General features: G+C 60.5%; 17 protein-coding genes and 1 pseudogene. 15 read left to right on the top strand and 3 right to left on the bottom strand.

What is annotated here, in order from left to right; genetic code table 11:
- Positions 1 to 69 precede the first annotated feature (69 nt).
- The 5 genes and pseudogenes from metC to AC0QTX_RS10035 form a co-directional block, all read left to right on the top strand.
- Entirely contained in the window at positions 70 to 1,254 is a 1,185-nt protein-coding gene (gene metC, locus AC0QTX_RS10055; RefSeq protein ID WP_474603690.1) for a cystathionine beta-lyase, read from the top strand.
- 30 nt (positions 1,255 to 1,284) lie between these two features.
- Positions 1,285 to 2,319 (top strand): amino acid ABC transporter substrate-binding protein, encoded by a 1,035-nt coding sequence (locus AC0QTX_RS10050; protein WP_474603689.1) that lies wholly within the window; start codon positions 1,285 to 1,287, stop codon positions 2,317 to 2,319.
- Positions 2,320 to 2,334: 15 nt separating this feature from the next.
- Positions 2,335 to 3,486: an amino acid ABC transporter permease gene (locus AC0QTX_RS10045; protein ID WP_474603688.1), complete on the top strand. Its 1,152-nt coding sequence runs from the start codon at positions 2,335 to 2,337 to the stop codon at positions 3,484 to 3,486.
- Positions 3,483 to 4,592, top strand: a complete 1,110-nt coding sequence (locus AC0QTX_RS10040) for an amino acid ABC transporter permease (protein ID WP_474603687.1) — start codon at positions 3,483 to 3,485, stop codon at positions 4,590 to 4,592. Before AC0QTX_RS10045 ends, AC0QTX_RS10040 begins: the two co-directional genes overlap by 4 nt.
- 93 nt (positions 4,593 to 4,685) lie before the next feature.
- A pseudogene (locus tag AC0QTX_RS10035) lies at positions 4,686 to 5,393 on the top strand (amino acid ABC transporter ATP-binding protein); the annotation flags it as partial.
- A gap of 119 nt (positions 5,394 to 5,512) precedes the next feature.
- Here the strand turns inward: AC0QTX_RS10035 and AC0QTX_RS10030 are convergent.
- Positions 5,513 to 6,391 carry a GNAT family N-acetyltransferase gene (locus AC0QTX_RS10030; RefSeq protein ID WP_474603686.1) on the bottom strand — a complete coding sequence of 293 codons (879 nt, stop codon included), beginning with the start codon at positions 6,389 to 6,391 and terminating at the stop codon, positions 5,513 to 5,515.
- Positions 6,392 to 6,662: 271 nt separating this feature from the next.
- On the opposite strand from AC0QTX_RS10030, the gene argE reads away from it, so the two are divergent.
- The 6 genes from argE (at position 6,663) to AC0QTX_RS10000 (ending at position 13,274) form a co-directional block, all read left to right on the top strand.
- Entirely contained in the window at positions 6,663 to 7,787 is a 1,125-nt protein-coding gene (gene argE, locus AC0QTX_RS10025; RefSeq protein WP_474603685.1) for an acetylornithine deacetylase, read from the top strand.
- Positions 7,788 to 7,810: 23 nt separating this feature from the next.
- Positions 7,811 to 8,734: a 2-hydroxyacid dehydrogenase gene (locus tag AC0QTX_RS10020; protein ID WP_474603684.1), complete on the top strand. Its 924-nt coding sequence runs from the start codon at positions 7,811 to 7,813 to the stop codon at positions 8,732 to 8,734.
- A 16-nt stretch (positions 8,735 to 8,750) separates the two neighbouring features.
- Positions 8,751 to 9,107, top strand: a complete 357-nt coding sequence (locus tag AC0QTX_RS10015) for a cupin domain-containing protein (RefSeq protein ID WP_474603683.1) — start codon at positions 8,751 to 8,753, stop codon at positions 9,105 to 9,107.
- A gap of 169 nt (positions 9,108 to 9,276) precedes the next feature.
- Complete coding sequence (locus tag AC0QTX_RS10010; protein ID WP_474603682.1) at positions 9,277 to 10,746, top strand: aldehyde dehydrogenase family protein; 1,470 nt, start codon at positions 9,277 to 9,279, stop codon at positions 10,744 to 10,746.
- A gap of 11 nt (positions 10,747 to 10,757) precedes the next feature.
- Positions 10,758 to 11,801, top strand: coding sequence for a tartrate dehydrogenase (locus AC0QTX_RS10005; protein ID WP_474603681.1), 1,044 nt, complete (start codon positions 10,758 to 10,760; stop codon positions 11,799 to 11,801).
- Positions 11,802 to 11,819: 18 nt separating this feature from the next.
- Positions 11,820 to 13,274, top strand: a complete 1,455-nt coding sequence (locus tag AC0QTX_RS10000; RefSeq protein WP_474603680.1) for an NAD-dependent succinate-semialdehyde dehydrogenase — start codon at positions 11,820 to 11,822, stop codon at positions 13,272 to 13,274.
- Between the two features lie 121 nt (positions 13,275 to 13,395).
- Here the strand turns inward: AC0QTX_RS10000 and AC0QTX_RS09995 are convergent, their stop codons facing one another.
- Together AC0QTX_RS09995 and AC0QTX_RS09990 are read right to left on the bottom strand one after the other, a co-directional pair.
- Entirely contained in the window at positions 13,396 to 14,673 is a 1,278-nt protein-coding gene (locus AC0QTX_RS09995) for an NAD(P)/FAD-dependent oxidoreductase (RefSeq protein ID WP_474603679.1), read from the bottom strand.
- A gap of 13 nt (positions 14,674 to 14,686) precedes the next feature.
- Positions 14,687 to 15,355 (bottom strand): haloacid dehalogenase type II, encoded by a 669-nt coding sequence (locus tag AC0QTX_RS09990; RefSeq protein ID WP_474603678.1) that lies wholly within the window; start codon positions 15,353 to 15,355, stop codon positions 14,687 to 14,689.
- A gap of 330 nt (positions 15,356 to 15,685) precedes the next feature.
- On the opposite strand from AC0QTX_RS09990, the gene AC0QTX_RS09985 reads away from it, so the two are divergent.
- From AC0QTX_RS09985 to AC0QTX_RS09970, 4 genes are all read left to right on the top strand, one after another.
- On the top strand, positions 15,686 to 16,522 hold the full coding sequence (locus AC0QTX_RS09985) for a GNAT family N-acetyltransferase (RefSeq protein WP_474603677.1): 837 nt from the start codon (positions 15,686 to 15,688) through the stop codon (positions 16,520 to 16,522).
- Between the two features lie 13 nt (positions 16,523 to 16,535).
- Positions 16,536 to 17,912: an aminotransferase class III-fold pyridoxal phosphate-dependent enzyme gene (locus AC0QTX_RS09980; protein WP_474603676.1), complete on the top strand. Its 1,377-nt coding sequence runs from the start codon at positions 16,536 to 16,538 to the stop codon at positions 17,910 to 17,912.
- A 229-nt stretch (positions 17,913 to 18,141) separates the two neighbouring features.
- On the top strand, positions 18,142 to 18,858 hold the full coding sequence (locus AC0QTX_RS09975; protein ID WP_474603675.1) for an HAD-IA family hydrolase: 717 nt from the start codon (positions 18,142 to 18,144) through the stop codon (positions 18,856 to 18,858).
- A 65-nt stretch (positions 18,859 to 18,923) separates the two neighbouring features.
- On the top strand, positions 18,924 to 20,537 hold the full coding sequence (locus AC0QTX_RS09970) for an ABC transporter substrate-binding protein (RefSeq protein WP_474603674.1): 1,614 nt from the start codon (positions 18,924 to 18,926) through the stop codon (positions 20,535 to 20,537).
- The last annotated feature ends 7 nt before the right edge of the window (positions 20,538 to 20,544 follow it).

Genomic DNA, 20,544 nt, shown 5'->3' with positions numbered 1-20,544 from the left:
ATACGACCCGGTCAATTGTTTCTATGAAGCGGCTCAGTATCCTAGCTCTTACAAGACCAAGGATACCCCATGAAAGACTTGTCCCGCTGCGTCCACCACCCGGCCGTATCCCACGAGGGCTTCGCCAGCCTCGCGGTGCCGACCTACCGCGCCTCCACGATCGTCTATCCGGACGCGGAGACGTTTGCCCAGCGCAAGCACCGGGGCCCGGACGGCTACTCCTACGGACTGCACGGGACACCGACGACCCGTACGCTCGAGGCACAGCTCACGGAGCTTCACGGTGGTGTTAGGACGGTTCTCGTTCCGTCAGGCCAAGCAGCCGTGACAGTGGTGATGCTATCGTTCCTCATGCCGGGCGACAGGGTTCTAATCCCGGACACCGTCTACCCGCCTGTACGGGGCTTTTGCGCCAACTACCTCAAGCCACGGGGCATAGACTACGAAGTCTACGACCCACTGGTAGGAGACGGGATCGCTGACCTTATCGACGAGCGCACGAAACTCGTCTGGATCGAATCCCCCGGATCCGGAACGATGGAGGTCCAGGACGTGCCCGCCATCGTGCGTGCAGCCAAGGCCAAGGGCGCACTGGTCGGATGCGACAATACCTGGGCCTCGCCCCTGCTGTTCAAGCCGCTCGCTCACGGAGCGGACTTCGCCATCGAGGCCTTGACCAAGTACGTTGGCGGACATTCCGACCTGCTGCTCGGCTCGATCACGGTCAATGATCTCGATCTGCGCCAGCGTCTCAAGGATACGCTGCGCATGGTCGGCATCGGTGTCTCTCCCGACGAGGCGGCCCTGGCGCTGCGGGGCATCGAGACCATGGGCGTGCGCCTGGCTCACATGGGACGCATCTCGGAGGACTTCGCCCGCCGTCTCGAGAAGCATCCGGTCATCGACTGCGTCCTGCACCCGGCCTTGCCGTCATGTCCCGGCCACACGTTCTGGAAGCGCGACTTCAAGGGCTCCAGCGCCGTCTTCAGCGTCGTTCTCAGGCCGGGCTGCGAAGGGAACCTTGGCCCGGCTCTCACAGCGTTGCGCATCTTCGCCATCGGCGCGTCGTGGGGCGGTACCCGCAGCCTGATCGCCCCGATGGCTATCAAGAGTGACCGAACCGTGAACCCGTGGACGTCCGAGGGGACGATCCTGCGGATTAGCATCGGCCTGGAGGATCCGGACGATCTCTGGGCCGATCTCACTGACCTCTTCGCCAAGCTCGAACAGGAGCCCGCCGCGAAGGTCGCCTGACATTTCCAATCAAAAACAGAGGGAATAACAATGTCATCGATCAAGCATACTCTCACCACTCCGATCCTCGGCGCCATCCTGACGGGATTGGCCGTTGCAACCCCGGTCTCGGCGCAGCAGACGACCGAGGCCGTCAAGCAGCGCGGGTTCGTGAGTTGCGGGGCGAGCCAGGGCACTCCTGGCTTCGGTGCCCCGGACCAGAACGGCTACTGGCGCGGTCTCGACGTTGACACCTGCCGGGCCATTGCCGTCGCGATCTTCGGCGACAAGGATAAAGCACGCTTCGTGCCGCTCACGGGCCAGCAGCGCCTGACGGCCCTTCAGACTGGGGAAGTGGACGTGCTGCCCCGCACGACAACCTGGACCCTCCAGCGGGACGCAAACGGGGTGAACTTCACAGTCCCGAACTACTACGAGTATCCCGGCGTGATGCTCCGCAAGGACCTCGGGGTGACGAGCGCCAAGGAGATGAAGGGTGCGACCGTCTGCGTGCAGACCGGCTCGACGACGGAGGTGACGGTCGCAGACATGTCCAAGACCCATTCGCTCGATCTCAAACCGGTGGTCTTCGACACGGTCTCGTCTACCCGCCAGGCCTTCTTCTCTGGGCGTTGCGATGCCCTGATCACAGATGCGTCAGCCCTCGCCTCGGTCCGTGCGACCCAATCCAAGAACCCTGACGAGTACGTGATCATTCCGGCCAATGACAAAATGGAGGCCCTCACGCCTGCGGTGCGCCACGGAGACGACCGCTGGTTCGACATCGTCAAGTGGTCGTTTCAGGCCCTGATCATGGCCGAGCAGCTCGGGATCACACAGGCGAACGTCGATGACAGGCTTGAGTCGGGGGACCCGACCGTGCGGCGCTTCCTGGGCGTCGAGGCCGGCAACGGCAAGGCACTGGGGCTCGACGAACGCTGGACCTACAACATCGTCAAGCAGCTTGGGAATTATGCTGAGATCTTCGACCGGAACGTCGGCAAGGACAGCCCGCTCAAGCTCGAGCGCGGTCCCAACCGCCTGTACCGGGACGGCGGGTTGATGTTCCCCCTGGTGTTCAACTGATCCAGGGCACCCGTCATGGTACGCCTCTGGTATGATCCCAGGCTCCGGGCCGCGACCATACAGTTCGCGGTCCTCGGGCTTGCCGGGCTGCTCGCCGTGTGGCTTGCAGCCAACACGGCGGAGAACCTTGCCCGGCGCGGTATCGCCGTCGGGTTCGACTTTCTCGGTCGCGTTGCCCGCTTCCCGATCTCGGAGAGCCTGATCGCCTACGCGCCGAGCGACACGTTCGCTCGCGCCTTCGCGGTTGGACTCGTGAACACGTTTTTTATTGCAAGCCTCATCATCGTCGGCTCGACGGTGCTAGGACTGTTCGTCGGCTTGGCCCGGCGCTCACAGCATCCCTTGGCCTTCGGCATCGCGACGGTCTTCGTCGAAACCATGAGGAACACGCCCCTCGTCGTGCAACTCCTGTTCTGGTACGCCCTCGTGACGGTGGGATTGCCCAACGTGCGCCAGGCCCTCAACCCGCTGCCCGGCACCTTTCTGTCCGTGCGCGGCCTGTTCGTGCCATCCCTCCAGGTGGGAGGGAGCACGGCGGTGCTGTGGGTCCTCCTCCTGGGTGGCATTGCCGCCATCGTCGTCGCGACCTTGGTCGGCCGCAGGCAACGGGTCCTGACGGGTCGCAGGTTCCGGTACGGATCGATCACGACGGCGGTCGTTGTCGCCGTCCTTGGAGGGACGTGGGGTGCCGGCATCTGGTCGGTGACCATCGACACGCCCCGGCTGCAAGGGTTCGGCTTCGTCGGCGGAACGACCCTAACGCCGGAATTCGCCAGCCTCGTCTTTGGCCTGATCCTCTACTCGGCGTGCTTCATCGGCGAGATCATCCGGGGTGGCATCGACGCTGTCGGCAAGGGTCAGTGGGAGGCTGGACGCTCGCTCGGTCTGAATGAGCGCCAATCCCTGCGCCTGGTGGTCATCCCGCAAGCGTTGCGGGTGATCATCCCTCCCATGACCAGCCAGTATTTCAACATCGTGAAGAACACGACGCTGGCCCTCGTGGTGGGCTATCCGGACATCTCCTATGTGGTGGCGACCACAATCAACCAGACGGGCCAGGCGATCGAGGGTGTCCTGATCCTCATGGCCGTGTTCCTTACGATCAGCGCCGCGATCTCCCTCTTCATGAATTGGTACAACCGCAAGGTTGCCTTGGTGCAGCGATGACCTCGATTGCCTCCTCGACCGATGCCTTCGTTCGCCTGGACGCCACGGCATCCCAACCGTCGCCACCCCGGAGACGGCGCTCACTCGTTCACGTCTTCCTCGGCGACATGCTCAGCGCCTGCGTGACGATCGCAACCGGGGCGATGCTGATTGCGCTCGTGCCGAAGCTCGTGTCCTGGGCTGTCGTCAACGGCGTGTGGCAGGGCGACGGTTCCGCATGCCAGGAGGCTGGGGCCTGCTGGGCGTTCCTTCGGGAGAAGTACCGCTTCATCCTGTTTGGGATCTACCCCCCGGGCGAGCAGTGGCGCCCCGCTGGCGTAATCCTGATCTTCTTCGGGCTGACGCTCTGGTCCATGCCGCCGGCCCATTGGACCCGAAAGACGCTGATTTTCTGGCTCCTTGGTGTGATGGTGGCCATCATCCTTATGGCCGGCGGCATCCTCGGCCTCTCTGAGGTTCCAACGTCCTCCTGGGGCGGCCTGCCCATCACGATCCTCCTGACGGTCATCTCGCTGGGCGCGGCCTTCCCGCTCGCCGTCGCCCTGGCTCTCGGTCGCCAATCCAGCCTGAAGGGCATTCACCTCATGAGCGTCGGCATCATCGAGGTGATCCGCGGGCTGCCGCTCCTGAGCCTTTTGTTTATCGCGTCCATCGTTCTGCCCATCATGCTTCCCGATGGGATGACGATCGACAAATTCGTACGAGCCCTCGTGGCACTGACAATCTTCTCGGCGGCCTACATTGCTGAGGTGCTCCGGGGCGGTCTCCAGGCCCTTCCTCCGGGTCAGCGCGAGGCGGCCCAGTCGCTTGGACTGGGTTGGCTTGCCACGACGCGCCTCATCGTGCTGCCCCAGGCCATCCGCAAGGTGATCCCACCGCTGACCAACACCGTCATTGTCATGGTCAAGAACACGAGCCTTGTGCTGGTCGTGGGCCTGTTCGACCTGCTGAGTTCGGGCCGGGCAGCGGCCACCGATCCAGCGTGGCCGGCTCCCTACAAAGAAACCTACCTGTTCGTCGCCGTAATCTACTTCCTGATCTGCTTTGCCATCTCGCGGTACTCGCGCTGGCTCGAACAGCGGGTGGCGATCGAGACCAGATCATAGCATCAAGGAGACGTGTCGATGACGGCGGTACAGAAGATCCAAATCGCAGCGACGGTCGATCCGCGAGCCGAATCCGCCGTCCAGATGATCGACGTGCACAAGTGGTACGGCGAGTTCCACGTGCTGAGGGACATCAACCTCAATGTGCGCCGCGGCGAGCGCATCGTGATCTGCGGCCCCTCGGGCTCCGGCAAATCCACGATGATCCGCTGCATCAATAGGCTGGAAGAACATCAGAAGGGCCGCATCATCGTCGACGGCATCGAATTGCTGGACGATCTCAAGCGCATCGACGAGGTGCGCCGCGATGTCGGCATGGTGTTCCAGCACTTCAACCTCTTCCCGCATCTCACCATCCTCGAGAACTGCACGCTGGCGCCGATCTGGGTGAAGAAGATGCCTCGGAAGGAGGCCGAAGAGATCGCGATGCACTACCTGACTCGGGTCAAGATCCCGGAGCAGGCCAACAAGTATCCGGGCCAGCTCTCCGGCGGCCAGCAGCAGCGCGTGGCGATCGCCCGCTCCCTGTGCATGAGCCCCAAGATCATGCTGTTCGATGAGCCGACCTCGGCGCTGGACCCCGAGATGGTGAAGGAAGTGCTCGACACCATGGTGGGGCTCGCGGACGAGGGCATGACCATGCTGTGCGTGACCCACGAAATGGGCTTCGCCCGTCAGGTGGCGGACCGGGTGATCTTCATGGATTACGGGCAGATCGTGGAGATGAACACGCCGGACGAGTTCTTCAAGAACCCGCAGCACGAGCGAACTAGGCTCTTCCTCTCCCAGATCCTGCACTGAGTTCCTTGAGCGCATTTGGGATGACAGGGGGAATCCACCCCATCAGTACAGGGTTGGGGCTGCCAAAAAGCAGATGGCAGCAATCTTCGCCATTATATCTTCGAGGTATCGCGACAGAACTAGCCTAGCGCCTGGGTCGCTAAACCGAAAACTGTCGGTTCGCCCGGCACTGCTTTTAGGAATGGCCGACCTCTCGACATCGTCGTTACCGTGTCGAAAATACGGAGTCCGCTTTCCTGAAGGAAGGTCATGAAAGCACCTCCCGATTGTCGGGTGTCCACCCGTGCAAATTGCCCCGGCAACTCCGTCAGATGCGCCGAGACGAGTGCGCTGGCGTCATCGTCGCTGGTAGCGACGATTGGACCAATGACCTGTCCCCGTCCGAACCTGCGGCGGAAGGCATAGGCCACTAGGGCTCCGTCACGCCAGATACCATAGGCGCTGGAGTTGCGAGCGAGAAGTCGGAGCAGCTTCGTCCGATCCGTGCCAAAGGCGCGCGCATCAAGCCCTGCGACGGCTTCGAAGTCGGCCTCCAGAATTTTCTTCAATTCACCGTTCATGAGGCTCACGCTGGGCAGTCTGGACGCAGCTGCTCCCTGACATTGATAAACGGTCGCCTCTGGCAGGAAACCCATGGAAACATAAAGATTGTAGGCTGCCCGTGTGGCATTGAGGCTCAAATTACGGGCTCCGCAACGCTCTAGAACCTGATCCATCAGCCAACGTCCATTGCCCTGCGCCTGCACGCGATGTGAGGTGATAACCATCCCGACCGTCGCGAAATCAGACCCATGGGCAAACCACATGGCCGAACCAAAAACGCGACCGATCCCATCGATCGCGGCAAACCCCTGTCCTACTTGGCGAAGCATCTCCCAGTCCTCGGGGCGATGTGGCCAACCGACACCGAGAGATAGGGCGTGCAGCATCTTTACATCAACAGAAGCAATATCAACTGAGACGAGTTCGAAGGAGTCGAGGTGTAACTGGTTTTGCATGGGTATTTCACTGCCTCCCGGACGCCCAGCCACACCGCCGATCCTCTGTATCGCCAACATCTTCGCGATCGAGACGCTTCCGGCACTGTGTCACCCGGCTATTGAGATTTTGTCACAGCATTGCACATGGGCAGCAGTAGTTTCGACTTGATGCGACCCGGCATTCGAAATCTTTATCTGCAACCGGCAACAATCCGGCAGGAAAAGTTCCGGCCCGAAAACTACCGTTGTTCAAACAGCGCAGTTCGTGCGCAAACCCATTTGGTGTCCAATGATGGTAGAAGAGCTTCTGGCAAGACTGGTTGCCTTTCCGTCAGTTGTGGGCACGTCCAATGGTGAAATTGTCACCTGGATTGCCGAGTATTGCCGGTCGCACGGCGCGACGGTCGCGATTCTGCCCGGCCCTGAAGGCGATCGATGCAACCTGCTCGCCACCGTAGGCCCTCGCGACAAGGCCGGATATATTCTGTCCGGCCACATGGACGTCGTGCCGGCGACGGAGTTGGATTGGAGCTCCGACCCATTCTCCCTGCGGGCAGACGGTGATAGGCGCTACGGCCGCGGTACGACGGACATGAAGGGCTTTCTCGCTTGTGCGCTTGCGGCCCTGCCCAAACTCGCAGCCAGCAACCTAAGCCAGCCTGTTCATTTCGCCTTTTCGTATGACGAAGAGGCCGGGTGCCGTGGTGCTCCGCATCTTATCTCGGCGCTTCCCCATCTGTGCAAGACGCCTATCGGCGCCATTATTGGGGAGCCAAGCCGGATGCAGCCCGTGCGGGCACACAAGGGCAAGGCCGCCGTGCGCCTCGAGGTGATCGGTCGATCCGGGCACTCGTCCCAACCCCATCTCGGCTTGAACGCCGTGCACGCCATGGCACGCGTCATCACCCAGGCTGCAGCCTATGGCGAGTCGCTTGCCAAAGGACCAATCGATCAGAACTTCGAGCCCCCGTACTCGTCGCTGCAAGTCGGTGTCATCACCGGTGGACAGGCGGTCAACATCATCCCGGATCGTTGCACCGCCGATATCGAGGTACGCGCCGTCTCCGGCACATCGCCAATATCGCTGCTGGAGCCCGTGAAGGCGCATCTCGAAGCACTGCAGGCCGAGAACTTCAGGACAACATGGCACGAGCTCTCGGCCTATCCAGCCCTTTCGCTTGCCGCCGACAACCCTCTTGCGGTGCTGATGACGGAGTTGACTGGCAAGGAGGCCTTGGCAGCAGTCAGCTACGGCACCGAAGCCGGCCTTTACCAGCAGGCGGGTATCGAGGCGATCATATGCGGTCCCGGCGACATCGGCCGCGCCCATCGCCCCAACGAGTACATCACAGTAGGTGAACTGCACGCTTGTCAGCAGATGATCGAAGCGTTGGGTGCGCAGCTCTCAGGATAAACTCCAAACAAAAGGCTGGCGAGATGGTGTTTCTTTTTAACTCAGATCCTGGGCGCGGCGCCGTTTTCCGCGAGGCTTTCGCACGCGAGTTGCCCGATATTGAGTTCATGCAGGGGGGCGATCATATCCCGCCGGAGCAGGTTCGGTATCTTCTGACCTGGACAGCGCCGGAGGATATAGACCGCTACCGCAATCTTGAGGTTCTGTTTTCCATCGGCGCGGGGGTCGATCAGTTCCGGCCTGGCAGCGTACCCGAGCATGTGAAGCTCGTACGGATGGTGGAAGAGGGCATTGTCCGCATGATGCAGGAGTATGTGGCGCTCAGTGTTCTCTCCCTGCATCGGGACATGCCCGCATACCGCGAACAGCAAAAGGCGCAGGAATGGCGCGCCCGCCCTACACTCCAGGCGCCCGAACGGCGGGTCGGCTTTCTCGGTCTCGGCATGCTCGCGCAAGCCGCGATCGAGCGCCTTGCGCCGTTCCAGTTTCCTCTGACTGGCTGGAGCCGGAGCGAGCGCGATCTAACTGGGGTTCGGTGCTTTAATGGCGCCGGGCAGTTACCGGAGTTCCTGGCACAGACGGACATTCTTGTTTGCCTGCTCCCTTTGACCGACGAGACACGTGGGATATTGGGTGCTCGCCTATTCGAGCAACTGCCGCAGGGTGCTGGACTTGTGCATGTCGGTCGTGGTCCGCAGCTCGACCAGCAGGCACTCCTCGCAGCGCTCGAGGCCGGAAAGCTCTCCGGGGCGGTTCTCGACGTGACCGATCCCGAACCTCTACCGCAAGGTCACCCGCTTTGGAGCCATCCAAAGGTGATGCTGACCCCACACATCGCCAGCGTGACCCAGCCTCACACGGCGGCCCGCTCGGTCATCGATAATGTCCGGCGCCATCGTGCCGGTCAGGAACTGATCGGCCTTGTCGATCGGACACGCGGCTACTGAAGCCAAGGAGAAAAATATGACCCTTCTCGTCACCATCGATACCAATCCGAACTTCGCGCCGAAGGAAGCGCTGCCGACGCCGGAGCGGCTGATATCCGGTAGTCCATCGTTCAAGACATGGGCGCAGGACGCCTCGCGTCAGGATAAGGTGCTGACCGGCGTCTGGGAGGCAACCCCCGGCGAAACGCACTCCATCAAGGGCACGACATACGAGTTTTGTCACCTGATCACGGGTCTTGTCGAGATCGAGGAAAAGGATGGCGAGACCAAGACTTACCGCGCCGGCGACAGTTTCGTGATGAAGCCCGGTTTTGTCGGTGTCTGGCGGACTATCGAGACGGTCCGCAAAATCTACGTCTGCGTCTACGATTGATCCCGTAGAACCGGTGGGCGAACCATGGCGATCGCCCACCGATCTTCCAAACAATGCGCCGCAAGACGGCCTTCCGGCACGATTCTGCGCCTCCCGGGATGCCGACGTCGACGGAATATGCGGCTCATCTGGCGCTAACCTCTCATCGAACAGCAGCGCGAGGTGCTTTATGACGTTGAGTTTCAATCCCGATACGCTCGCGTTTCCCTTTTATCATTTCATCGATGGCGAGCCAGTGGCGCCGGTTGGTGGCGGGGGACCGGAAATGCGGCGGCCGTCGGATGGCCGCGCCTATGGCGAATGCCCTGTTGCGGACGCTGAGCTTGTCGATCGCGCAGTGCAGAGTGCTAAGAGGGCACTAAAGACCAGTGGCTGGGGTGATGCGCGCCCGCGCGATCGCGTCACAGTAATGCAACGTTGGGCGGATCTGATGGAAGAGGAGGCTACGACGCTTGCCCGTCTCGAGGCCACATCTTCAACACGACCAATCGCCCAGTTGATCGAGGGCGACATCGCCGTCACAGCCGAGCAGATCCGCTTCTTTGCCGAATTCGCGGACAAGGAGGGGAGCGACGTTGTCCCGACCTCCAGTTCCACTTTCGGTATGACGCTGACTGAGCCCTACGGCGTCATTGGTGCGATTACGCCATGGAACTTCCCGATTTCGATGGCCGGTTGGAAACTCGGCCCTGCACTTGCTGCTGGCAACGCCGTGGTCTTGAAGCCTTCTGAGATCACACCCTTTTCGACACTTTACATGGCGGAACTGGCAATCAGAGCGGGCATTCCGAGGGGGCTCATCAACGTTGTCCTCGGTGATGGCCAAACCACAGGGAGCGCCATAACCGGTCACCCTGACATCTCGAAGGTTAGCTTCACCGGATCGACAGCCGCCGGCGCCGCCATCATGCAGAACATCGCCCGTACGGGCATCAAGCCGATGACGCTAGAGCTAGGTGGCAAGAGCCCCCAGGTCGTGTTTGGCGATGCAGACCTGGATCTTGCCGCATCTGCCATAGCGCGTGGTATCCTCGCCAACGCAGGGCAGGCGTGCGTTGCTGGATCCCGTCTGATCGCCTCGGAAGAGATTGCCGAAGCGCTCAGCGCGGCTATCGCCCGCCACATGGGTCATATCAAGCCCGGTGTGACGTGGGACGCGCAGACGCAGTACTCGCCGATTATCTCCCGGCGGCAGATCGATCGGATTGATGCAATCGTGCGCAAGAGCGTCACGCAAGGAGCCGAGTGCGTCGTCGGCGGACGGATTATGGAGCGGTCCGGTTACTTTTATGAGCCGACGCTGCTGGTCGGTGTCGACTCGTCTTCACCTGCAGTGACTGAGGAGATCTTTGGTCCAGTGCTGACAATGCAGACCTTCCGCAGCGAGGAGGAGGCGCTCGCGCTTGCCGATCACCCGACGTACGGGCTCGCCGCCGGCCTGTTCACACGCGATCTCTCCCGCGCTCTGCGCGTCACCAAGGCACTGCAAGCAGGAACCGTCTGGGTTAATCGCTACGGTCGTTCGCGCGACCACATCCTGCCGACCGGGGGATACAAGAGCTCCGGTATTGGCAAGGACCTTGGGCGGGAGGCCTACCACGCCAATCGTAAATCCAAGAGCGTGCTGATCGACCTCTGAGAAGGCAAACCATGAAAACTTATTCCATAGCGCTCATTCCAGGCGACGGCATTGGCACGGATGTGACCGAAGCTGCCTGGTCTGTACTGCAGCTTGCTGCAAGCAAACGCGAATTCAAACTCGACAGGACAACTTTTCCGTGGTCATGCGCATACTACAAGCAAACCGGCGGAATGATGCCTGCAGACGGGATTGAGACGCTGCGTGCGTTCGACGCGATTTACCTCGGCGCTGTGGGCTGGCCGGCCGAGGTGCCGGACTCGGTTTCGCTACATGGTCTTCTCCTGCCGATCCGCAAGGCATTCGTTCAATACGCTAACATTCGGCCGCACCGGCTTCTTCCAGGTGTCACCGGTCCCTTGCGCGCACAAAGTTTCGACATCCTGTGCATTCGCGAGAACACCGAAGGAGAATATTCCGGGGCTGGCGGGCGGGTGCACACGGGGACGACGAACGAGGTGGCAGTCGAAACGGCAATCTTCACCCGCAAGGGTGTGGAGCGCATCATCCGCTTTGGGTTTGAGCAGGCAAGGGTCCGGCGCGGCAAACTGGCTTCGGTGACGAAATCAAACGCGCAAAAATACTCGATGGTGTTCTGGGATGAGGTGACACGCGACGTTGCACGCGAGTATCCCGATGTCGAGGTTTCCCACTATCACATCGACGCCATGGCTGCCCGCATGGTGATGGCTCCCGATTCGCTCGACGTCGTGGTTGCATCCAACCTTTTCGGGGACATCCTGACGGATCTCGGCGCCGCGATCCAAGGCGGACTTGGCTTTGCCGCATCCGCCAACATCAACCCGGACCGCACTGCGCCTTCGATGTTTGAGCCCGTGCACGGCTCCGCCCCCGATATCGCGCATCTCAACATCGCTAACCCGATCGCTGCCATCTGGTCGGGAGCAATGATGCTGGAGCATCTGGGAGAAGCCGGAGCGGCAAAGGACGTGATGAATGCGGTCGAAGCATGCACCGCCAAGGGAACCGGCACCGTGCCAGGTGCGGACAGGACAGACGTGATCACAGAGGCTGTTCTGGCAGCACTGGCTTGAACGAAGAGGAAACCCGATATGCAGTTGAAGGATACGGATCTGTTTCGCCAGCGCGGCTTGGTGAACGGATCGTGGCAGGGCGCAAGGTCCGGCAAAACCGTCGATGTTATTAGCCCCGCAACACAGTTAGTGCTCGGGACGGTTCCTGACATGGGCGCGGCGGAAACGCGTGACGCAATCGAGGCTGCATCACGTGCGTTCAAGATCTGGAAAAAGAAGACGCACGCGGAACGGGCGATACTGCTTGAACACTGGTATAACCTCATGCTTGAGCACGAGGAGGATCTCGCCCACATCCTGACATTCGAGCAGGGTAAGCCGCTAGCCGAGGCACGCGGCGAGATCCGGTACGGCGCGAGCTTCGTCAAATGGTTCGCCGAGGAGGCGCGTCGTATCGGCGGGAGCACTATCCCATCACCGACGCCGGACCGGCGGATCCTGGTTCTGAAAGAGGCGGTTGGTGTCTGTGGCATCATCACACCCTGGAACTTTCCGAACGCGATGATCACGCGCAAGGTCGCGCCTGCTCTGGCGGCGGGATGCACGGTCGTCATTAAGCCCTCTGAATTCACGCCGTATTCGGCACTAGCTCTCGGCGTCCTGGCGGAGCGGGCCGGAATACCGCCAGGTGTCGTCAACATCGTTACGGGCCTGCCCACCGAGATCGGCAGTGAGCTGATTAGGAACGAAACTGTACGGAAGATCTCGTTCACCGGGTCAACACGCGTCGGAGCGCTTCTGATGCGTGGCGCGGCCGACGGCATCAAGCGGCTGAGCCTTGAGTTGGGTGGAAATGCACCCTTCATTGTGTTCGACGACGCTGATGTTAATCTGGCGGTCGAAGGTGCCATAGCGTCGAAATTCCGTAACGGCGGCCAGACCTGCGTGTGCTCCAACCGTATCCTCGTGCAGTCCGGCATCTACGATGCATTCGCGGACAAGCTGGCTGCGCGTGTGGCACAGATGAAGGTGGGTGCTGGCACCGAGGATGGGGTGGTGATCGGCCCAATGATCAACGCGGCCGCCATCGATAAGATCGAACGGCACGTCCAAGATGCTTTGTCCAAGGGGGCGCACATCCTCTCGCAGAGCAACTTTGTTCCAGACGGTCGCCAATATGCAAGGCCGATCTTGCTGGGTGGGGCAACCACCGAAATGCTGCTTGCCTCGGAAGAAACCTTTGGACCTGTGGCACCACTCTTTCGCTTTGAGTCCGAAGAAGAGGCAATCGGGATCGCCAACGGCACGCCATTCGGACTCGCTGCGTACTTCTACACGCAGAACCTCAGCCGTTCATGGCGCGTGGCCGAGGCGCTGGAGTTCGGAATGGTTGGCTTGAACACCGGGGCAATCTCGACAGAAGTGGCTCCGTTTGGGGGGGTCAAGCAGTCGGGCATCGGACGTGAGGGCTCCCAACTCGGCATCGACGAGTATCTGGAGGTAAAAACCCTGCATGTCGGAGGATTAAACTAGATCGCGGCAAGGTGCGCCTGCGATTGCGTCTTCGGGACAGCATGAATACTATCGCATTCGGAAGAGTGGGAGGAAGGCGGCATAGGCCGCCTTCCTCACCTTTTTCATCGCAAAAGCAGTCCTACTGGATTCTGTCGAGCATCTTATAGTAAAGGCCAACCATCGGCAGGAACCATGGTTTGCCTGAGTAACCGGCAATTGTGGGCCATTGGAGGCCCTCGATCGGGTTACGATCTCCTTTGCCCATGATGGCGTCCGCGAGCAGAATTCCCATTTGCGTGGACATCTGTGCGCCATGGCCCGAATACCCCATAGCGAACCACACCCCATCGGCGAAACCCGCGCGCGGGAACCGATCCTGTGTCATGTCGACAAGACCACCCCAGCAGTAATCGATCTCCACCCGGGCCAAATGCGGGAAGAGCTTTGCCAAACTGGCGCGCAGGATCTCGCCACTCTTGGCGTCGGATCGTTGGTCCGAGGTGGCGGAAAAGCGCGCTCGGCCGCCGAAGATCATGCGACGGTCGGGCGCCAATCGGAAATAGTTGCCGATGTTCATCGACGTTACGTAGGTGCGGTTGCCCGGCATGGTCGCGGCGATTTCGCTCTCGCTCAGCGGTCTGGTCGCGATAATGAAACTGCCGACGGGGATGATCCGACGGCGGAAATACCCGAAACTCTCCGTCGTGTAGGCCCCGGTTGCCAACAATACCGTATCGGCCGTAACCGTGCCGCGGGAGGTCACGAGGGCGGTTCGATCGTCGCTCTGACGGCGCTGTGTGACAAGCGCGTTCTCAAAAATGATGGCGCCATGGCGGGCGGCAGCGGTGGCCAAGCCAGTGACATACCGGCCCATATGCATCATGGCGCTCTTGCGGGAGAGCATCGCACCATGGAACGCGTCCGACCCGACCTCATCGACGAGGTCGTCCCGGCGCAACAGTGCTGTGTCTGGATCCACCTCCCGGTGAAGCGCCTCGAAGTTGCGAGCCAGCGCATCCATATGTGCCGGCTTTGACGCCAATTTGAGCTTGCCCGAGCGCCGAAAGGCACAATCAATCTTCTCTTCCCGGACGATGCGCTCGATCGAGTCGATCGAATCGTCGAAGGCGCGATAGAGCGCCTTCGCGCGATCCGCTCCAAGATGTGCCTTGGCGGCCAGGTAGCTGTGGGCGATCCCGTTGTTGAGATGCCCCCCGTTTCGCCCGGACGCGCCGGAGCCAACCGTCCCCCCCTCCAGCACGACGACACTCCCGCCCGCCTTGGCGAGATGCAGGGCCGCGGAGAGACCCGTGAACCCCCCGCCGATGACGGCGACATCATAGTGTCCCTCCACCGGACCGTCCAACGCCATGGTGAAGGGTGGTGTGGTGTCGTGCCAATAGGGCTTGAACTGCATTTCTACCTCCCGATCAGAGGCCGACGACGCCGGGGAGGCCCGATATGTCCCTGATCTCGGTATAGCCATAATAGGGGTTTGCAGGCTCATGGCCGCGGTTCACCCAGACCTTGTTCTTGATGCCGAGGTCGTGGGCGGACATTAGATCGTAGCGGAAGGAAGAGGAGACATGGAGAATGTCTTCCGGATTGGCGTTCAGCTGATCGAACATGTACTCGAAAGCCTCAAAGCGGGGCTTGTAGGCCTGGGCCTGCTGCGCAGTGTAGACAGCGTGGAACGGCGCGCCAAGCTTCTCGACATTCGACATGATCTGCTCGTTCATCGCGTTTGACAGAATGACGAGGGGGATTTCCTTGGCCACTTTGGCAAGCCCGGTCGGGACATCGGGATGAGGCCCCCAAGTCGGCACCTGGTCATAGATCCAGCGTGCGTCTTCGTCCCGGAACGCAACCCCATTCTTCTTGCAGGTGCGCTCAACTGCATTGTGAATGACCTCATTGTACGGCTTCCAGGCCCCCAGGATCTCGTTGAGTCGGTACGCGGCAAAGTTCTTGATGAACTGTTGCATGCGATCTTCGGTCAACCGCTCGCCATAAATCTCCCGTGCGGCTTCGGCCATCTGGAAGTTTGTCAGTGTGCCGTAGCAATCGAAGGTAATGTATTTCGGCCGAAACTGGCTCATGAGGTCCATCCTTACAATTCTATCGGCAGCGCCTGCCGACCTGCCAGGCATCATAACGAGCGTCCTCATGGACTAATCACCGCATTCGCTGCAACAGAAAGCAGATTGTTCCGTATCAGATGATGGGTGCGGCAGAGAGTTTTCCCGCTACGGCGGCGGATGCCAGTAAAGTCTCATGATGTCCGCCTGTACTGCCGGACTGACGGCATAAGATGCGGAACTGGGGGCCACAGAAAGCGCAAACGCGTTGGCCAAGCCACGGAGTCGGGAGGTGCTGCTTCCGGGACTGCTCTATCCATAAGAGCACGCACACCGCATGCGGAAAATGAAATGACTGCAGAACAGATCTCGCTGGAAGCAATGGGAGCCGAACATCTGGATGGAGCCGTCCGCCTGTCACAGGAGGCCGGCTGGCCTCATCGCCGCGAGGACTGGGAATTGGTGTTGTCGGTCAGCGAGGGCATCGTAGCGCTCCAAGGCAGCCGCGTCGTCGCGACCACCATCATGACGCCTTTCGGCTCCGATACAGCTACCATCAACATGGTGATTGTAGACGCATCCATGCGCGGGCGCGGGCTCGGCCGGCGGTTGATGGATACCGCACTGGACAAGGCGGGTGCACGCAACTGTCGACTCGTGGCTACGACAGAAGGTCTGCCGCTCTATGAAAAACTTGGTTTCGTCGCGGTGGGTGAAATCATCCAGCACCAGGGGAAAGCCCTTAAGATTGACGCTCCGGCTAACGTGTTCTGGGCGCGGGACGATGAGCATGAGAGAATTTCCGCACTTGATCGCGCCGCCTCTGGCGTTGATCGCAGCAAGCTCATGAGCGTTCTTCATCGGTCGGCCCAGTTTGCGGTTATCCGGGAACGGGGAGAGGCCGTGGCATTTGCGGGGGTACGGGCTTTCGGTCGCGGACTGGTCATCGGACCCGTCGTCGCAACGAGCGACGAGCAGGCCAAGGACCTCATTCAGTTCATGCTCGCGCACCATGAAGGCGCGTTTGTGCGTGTCGACACTGAGCTGTCCACCGGACTGGGCCCTTGGCTTGCCGAGCGTGGCCTTATTCATGTCGGTGGTGGCATACCGATGCGACGCGGTCCCAAGGCGGACGGAGCGGAAGCACCTTACCGTTCATTTGCGCTGGTTAACCAGGCACTAGGTTGAGTTGGAGAATACCATGCTGAGCAATTCGCTGATCGAGCTTGATCGCGCCCATCTGGTTCACCCCGTTGCCTCCTATCGCGGGCATGAGAAAAGAGGGGTGCGCGTGCTGAAATCCGCCAAAGGGGCCCTGGTTACGGACTCAACAGGGCACACCATGGTGGATGGCTTCGCCGGCCTCTGGTGCGTCAATGTAGGATACGGCCAAGACAGTATCGTGGAGGCCGCAACCCGTCAGATGCGTGAGCTGCCCTATGCGACCGGGTACTTCGGGCTAGGGTCAGAACCACCGATCCGCCTAGCGGCAGAACTTGCCGAACGCGCACCAGGCGACCTCAATCACATCTATTTCACCCTCGGCGGGTCCGATGCCGTCGACAGCACGATCCGCTTCATCCGCTATTACTACCACGCCAAGGGCACGCCCGAGAAAGACCAGTTCATCTCGGTCGAGCACGGCTACCACGGGTCTTCGACGGCAGGTTCCGGCCTGACGGCACTGCCTGCATTCCACGCCGGCTTCGGCGTACCGTACGATTGGCAGCATAAAATTCCGTCGCACTACGCCTATCGTAATCCGGCGGGCTCGGAGCCACAGGCCATCATCGATGCATCCGTGGCGGCCTTGCGGGCCAAGGTAGGCGAACTCGGCGCCGAGCGCGTCGCCGCCTTCTATGTCGAGCCGATCCAAGGGTCCGGCGGCGTCCTGGTGCCGCCGAAGGGGTGGATGAAGGCGATGCGCGACGTTTGCCGCGAGCTCGAGATCCTGTTTGTGGCGGACGAGGTTATCACCGGCTTCGGACGCACCGGACCGCTATTCGCCTGCCTCGAAGATGAGGTCGTGCCTGATTTCATGACCACCGCCAAGGGGCTGACCTCAGGCTATGTGCCGCTAGGCGCCGTTTTTATGTCCGACAGAGTCTACAACACCATTGCGGACGGGGCTGGGATGGCTGCGATTGGCCACGGTTACACCTACTCGGCGCACCCTGTCAGTGCTGCCGTTGGGCTGGAATGCCTGCGCCTCTATGAGAATGGGTTGCTGGAAAACGGTGTTCGGGCTGGCCAGCGGCTTATGGCCGGGCTACGCTCCCTCGACGACCACCCGTTGGTCGGCGATGTTCGGGGGCGCGGCATGTTGGCGGCGATCGAACTTGTTACCGACAAAGAGCGCAAGACACCGCTGCCGGCAACGGCAGACCCCGCGCGCCGGATATTCGACCGAGCGTGGGAGAATGGGCTCGTCATCCGCGCCTTCGCCAATGGCGTGCTCGGCTATGCCCCGCCGCTTTGTTGCACAGATGATGATATCGACAGAATTATCGATTGCACGCGCATGACGCTCAACCAAACGCTGGAAGACGCAGATGTCCGTGCAGCAATGGCCGGGTGAGCGGGTTGCGGGGGGGGCGATCTCGCCCCCCAAATGTCGCTCAGGCGTCATATTCGCAATTTTGTGCCGTGAGGCATCCACGATTCAGCGAAATCGATAAGCAATAGCCGCCAAACTAACCCTATCGGCACCAAGAGAAACTGAAGGCGAAGCGATCGAAGGCAGCGAACAAAAACTATCACGCCAGAGCATTCGCGCAAAGCAGACAGGTTTCAGAGGAGTATCGCGTATGGCGAAAAGCCTGAGTGATTTCAAATACCTGACCTTTGACGTGGTGGGTACATTAATCGACTTTGAGGGTGGTCTTAAGAAATCCCTCACTGAGATTGGCAAGTCCGCTGGCGTGGAAATCGACGGGGAGGAGGCGCTCGCGCTCTACCGGCAAGCACGCTATTCGGACGATGCCGGCCTCGTCCCGGACGACCTGGTGCGCGTTTATCTCGCTATAGCGCCGAAGCTTGGATTGCCTGCGGAACGGGCGAATGGCGAGAAACTCCGCGACGACGTCCGCCACTGGAAGGCCTTTCCTGACAGCGCTATGGCGCTAGCCCAGCTTGGCGAGCGCTACAGGCTTGTCGCCATGACGAATGCCCGCCGCTGGGCTTTCGACCACTTCGCCAGAGAACTCGGCGATCCGTTCTACGCAAGCTTCACCGCAGACGACACCGGCACCGAGAAGCCTGATCCGGTGTTTTTTCAGAAGGTTTTCGCCTTCGTGGAAAGCGAAGGCAACAGGATGGACGACATCCTGCATGTTGCGCAGAGTCAGTATCATGACATCGGCGTCTCGCGCCGGCTCGGCATGACTAACTGCTGGATCGAGCGGCGCCACGCCCAGCAAGGCTATGGCGGCACGATCGAGCCGAGTGAATTTACTCAGCCGGACTATCACTTCACCTCGATGGCCGCCTTGTCTGAGGCGGTGCGAGAGACTTTACCTGCTTGATTTTCCGATCCGCCCACAGAAGGCGGACGAACGCACCGTCAGCCACTCAATAAAAGGGAACTGCAATGAGCGACAAGATTGTGAACTGGACTTCTTCCGACGATATGATGGTTGAAAACGCCATCCGTCGCGGTGCAAATCGCCGGCAACTTCTGCAGATGATGCTGATGGGCGGCGTCGCTGCCACCGCTGGCGCCACTATACTCGGGCGCGCGACTGCGGCTATCGCGGCCGAGCCGGTGAGAGGCGGCTTCATCAAGGCAGCCGGTTTCTCAGCCTCGACCGCCGATACGCTCGATCCGGCGAAAGCGTCGAACGCGACCGACTATGTTCGCTGCGCGGCCCTTTACAATCGGCTGACCTTCATCAACGGTGCCGGTGAAACCACGATGGAGCTCGCTGAGAGTATCGAAAGCAATGATGCAAAGGTCTGGATCGTCAAACTACGTAAAGGTGTAACTTTCCATGACGGCAAGAGCCTGACTTCAGCGGATGTTGTCTTTTCGCTGAACCGTCATCTGGATCCTGCTGTCGGCTCGAAGGTAAATGCGCTCGCCAAGCAGATTGTCAGCGTGAAGGCTGTCAACGATCAGACAACCGAAATCACACTTCAAGCGCCGAACGCCGACCTTCCGACCATCCTCGCATTGCACCACTTTATGATCGTCGCCAACGGCACCACCGACTTCTCGAAGGGTAACGGCACCGGGCCGTTTGTCTTGAAGGAGTTTCAGCCTGGCGTGCGATCGATCGCAGCCCGCAATGAGAATTACTGGAAAGACCGGAAAGCCAACCTTGAAGGGTTCGAGTTCTTTGCAATTGGAGACGAGTCGGCGCGCATGAACGCCGTGCTCTCCGGCGATATTCAGCTTGCCGCCAATCTCAACCCGCGCTCGCTGCGCGTTCTCGAGAGCAACCCAGCGGCAGCTCGTCCCTTCATCTCAAAACTTGGCACTTATACCAACCTCAATGTCCGTCTGGACATGCCGCCCGGTGACAAGCAAGGGGTTGCTGAAGGCTTCAAATATCTTATCAATCGTGAAGTGATCCAGAAGTCGGTGTTGCGCGGACTGGGCGACATCGCCAACGATCATCCGATCCCGAGCACGAACAAGTATCACAATGCCGAATTGAAGCAGCGTGCGTTTGATCCCGAAAGGGCCAAATCCCTCTTCCAGAAGGCCGGCGTACTCGGGCAAGAAATCCGGATCACCGCGGCTGAGGCAGCATCTTCCTCCCTTGACTACGCAATGGTCGTCCAGCAGGCCGCGTCCAAGATCGGTCTTAACGTCGCGATCAACCGTGTCCCATCCGACGGCTACTGGTCCAATCACTGGATCAAGGATGCTGTCCACTTCGGCAACATCAACGCGCGTCCCACGCCTGACATTCTCTTCTCTCTGCTCTACAAGTCCGACGCGGCCTGGAACGAAAGCGGCTACAAGTCGGAAAAGTTCGACTCCATGCTGCTCGAAGCACGTGGACTCCTGGACGAGGCCAAGCGCAAGGAAATCTATGGCGAAATGCAGGCCATGATTTCCAATGAGGCTGGCACGGCAATTCCCGTCTTCATGTCGAATGTCGATGCCGTTTCGCCCAAGCTGAAGGGACTCGTCGCGAACCCGCTCGGTGGCATGATGGGCTACACCTTCGCGGAACATGCCTGGCTTGAGGCCTAAACCCGCC

It is taken from the genome of Microvirga sp. jy35 (assembly GCF_056148915.1).
Note: the sequence above shows the minus strand (reverse complement) of the source record. Positions and strands in the feature narration are given on the sequence as shown.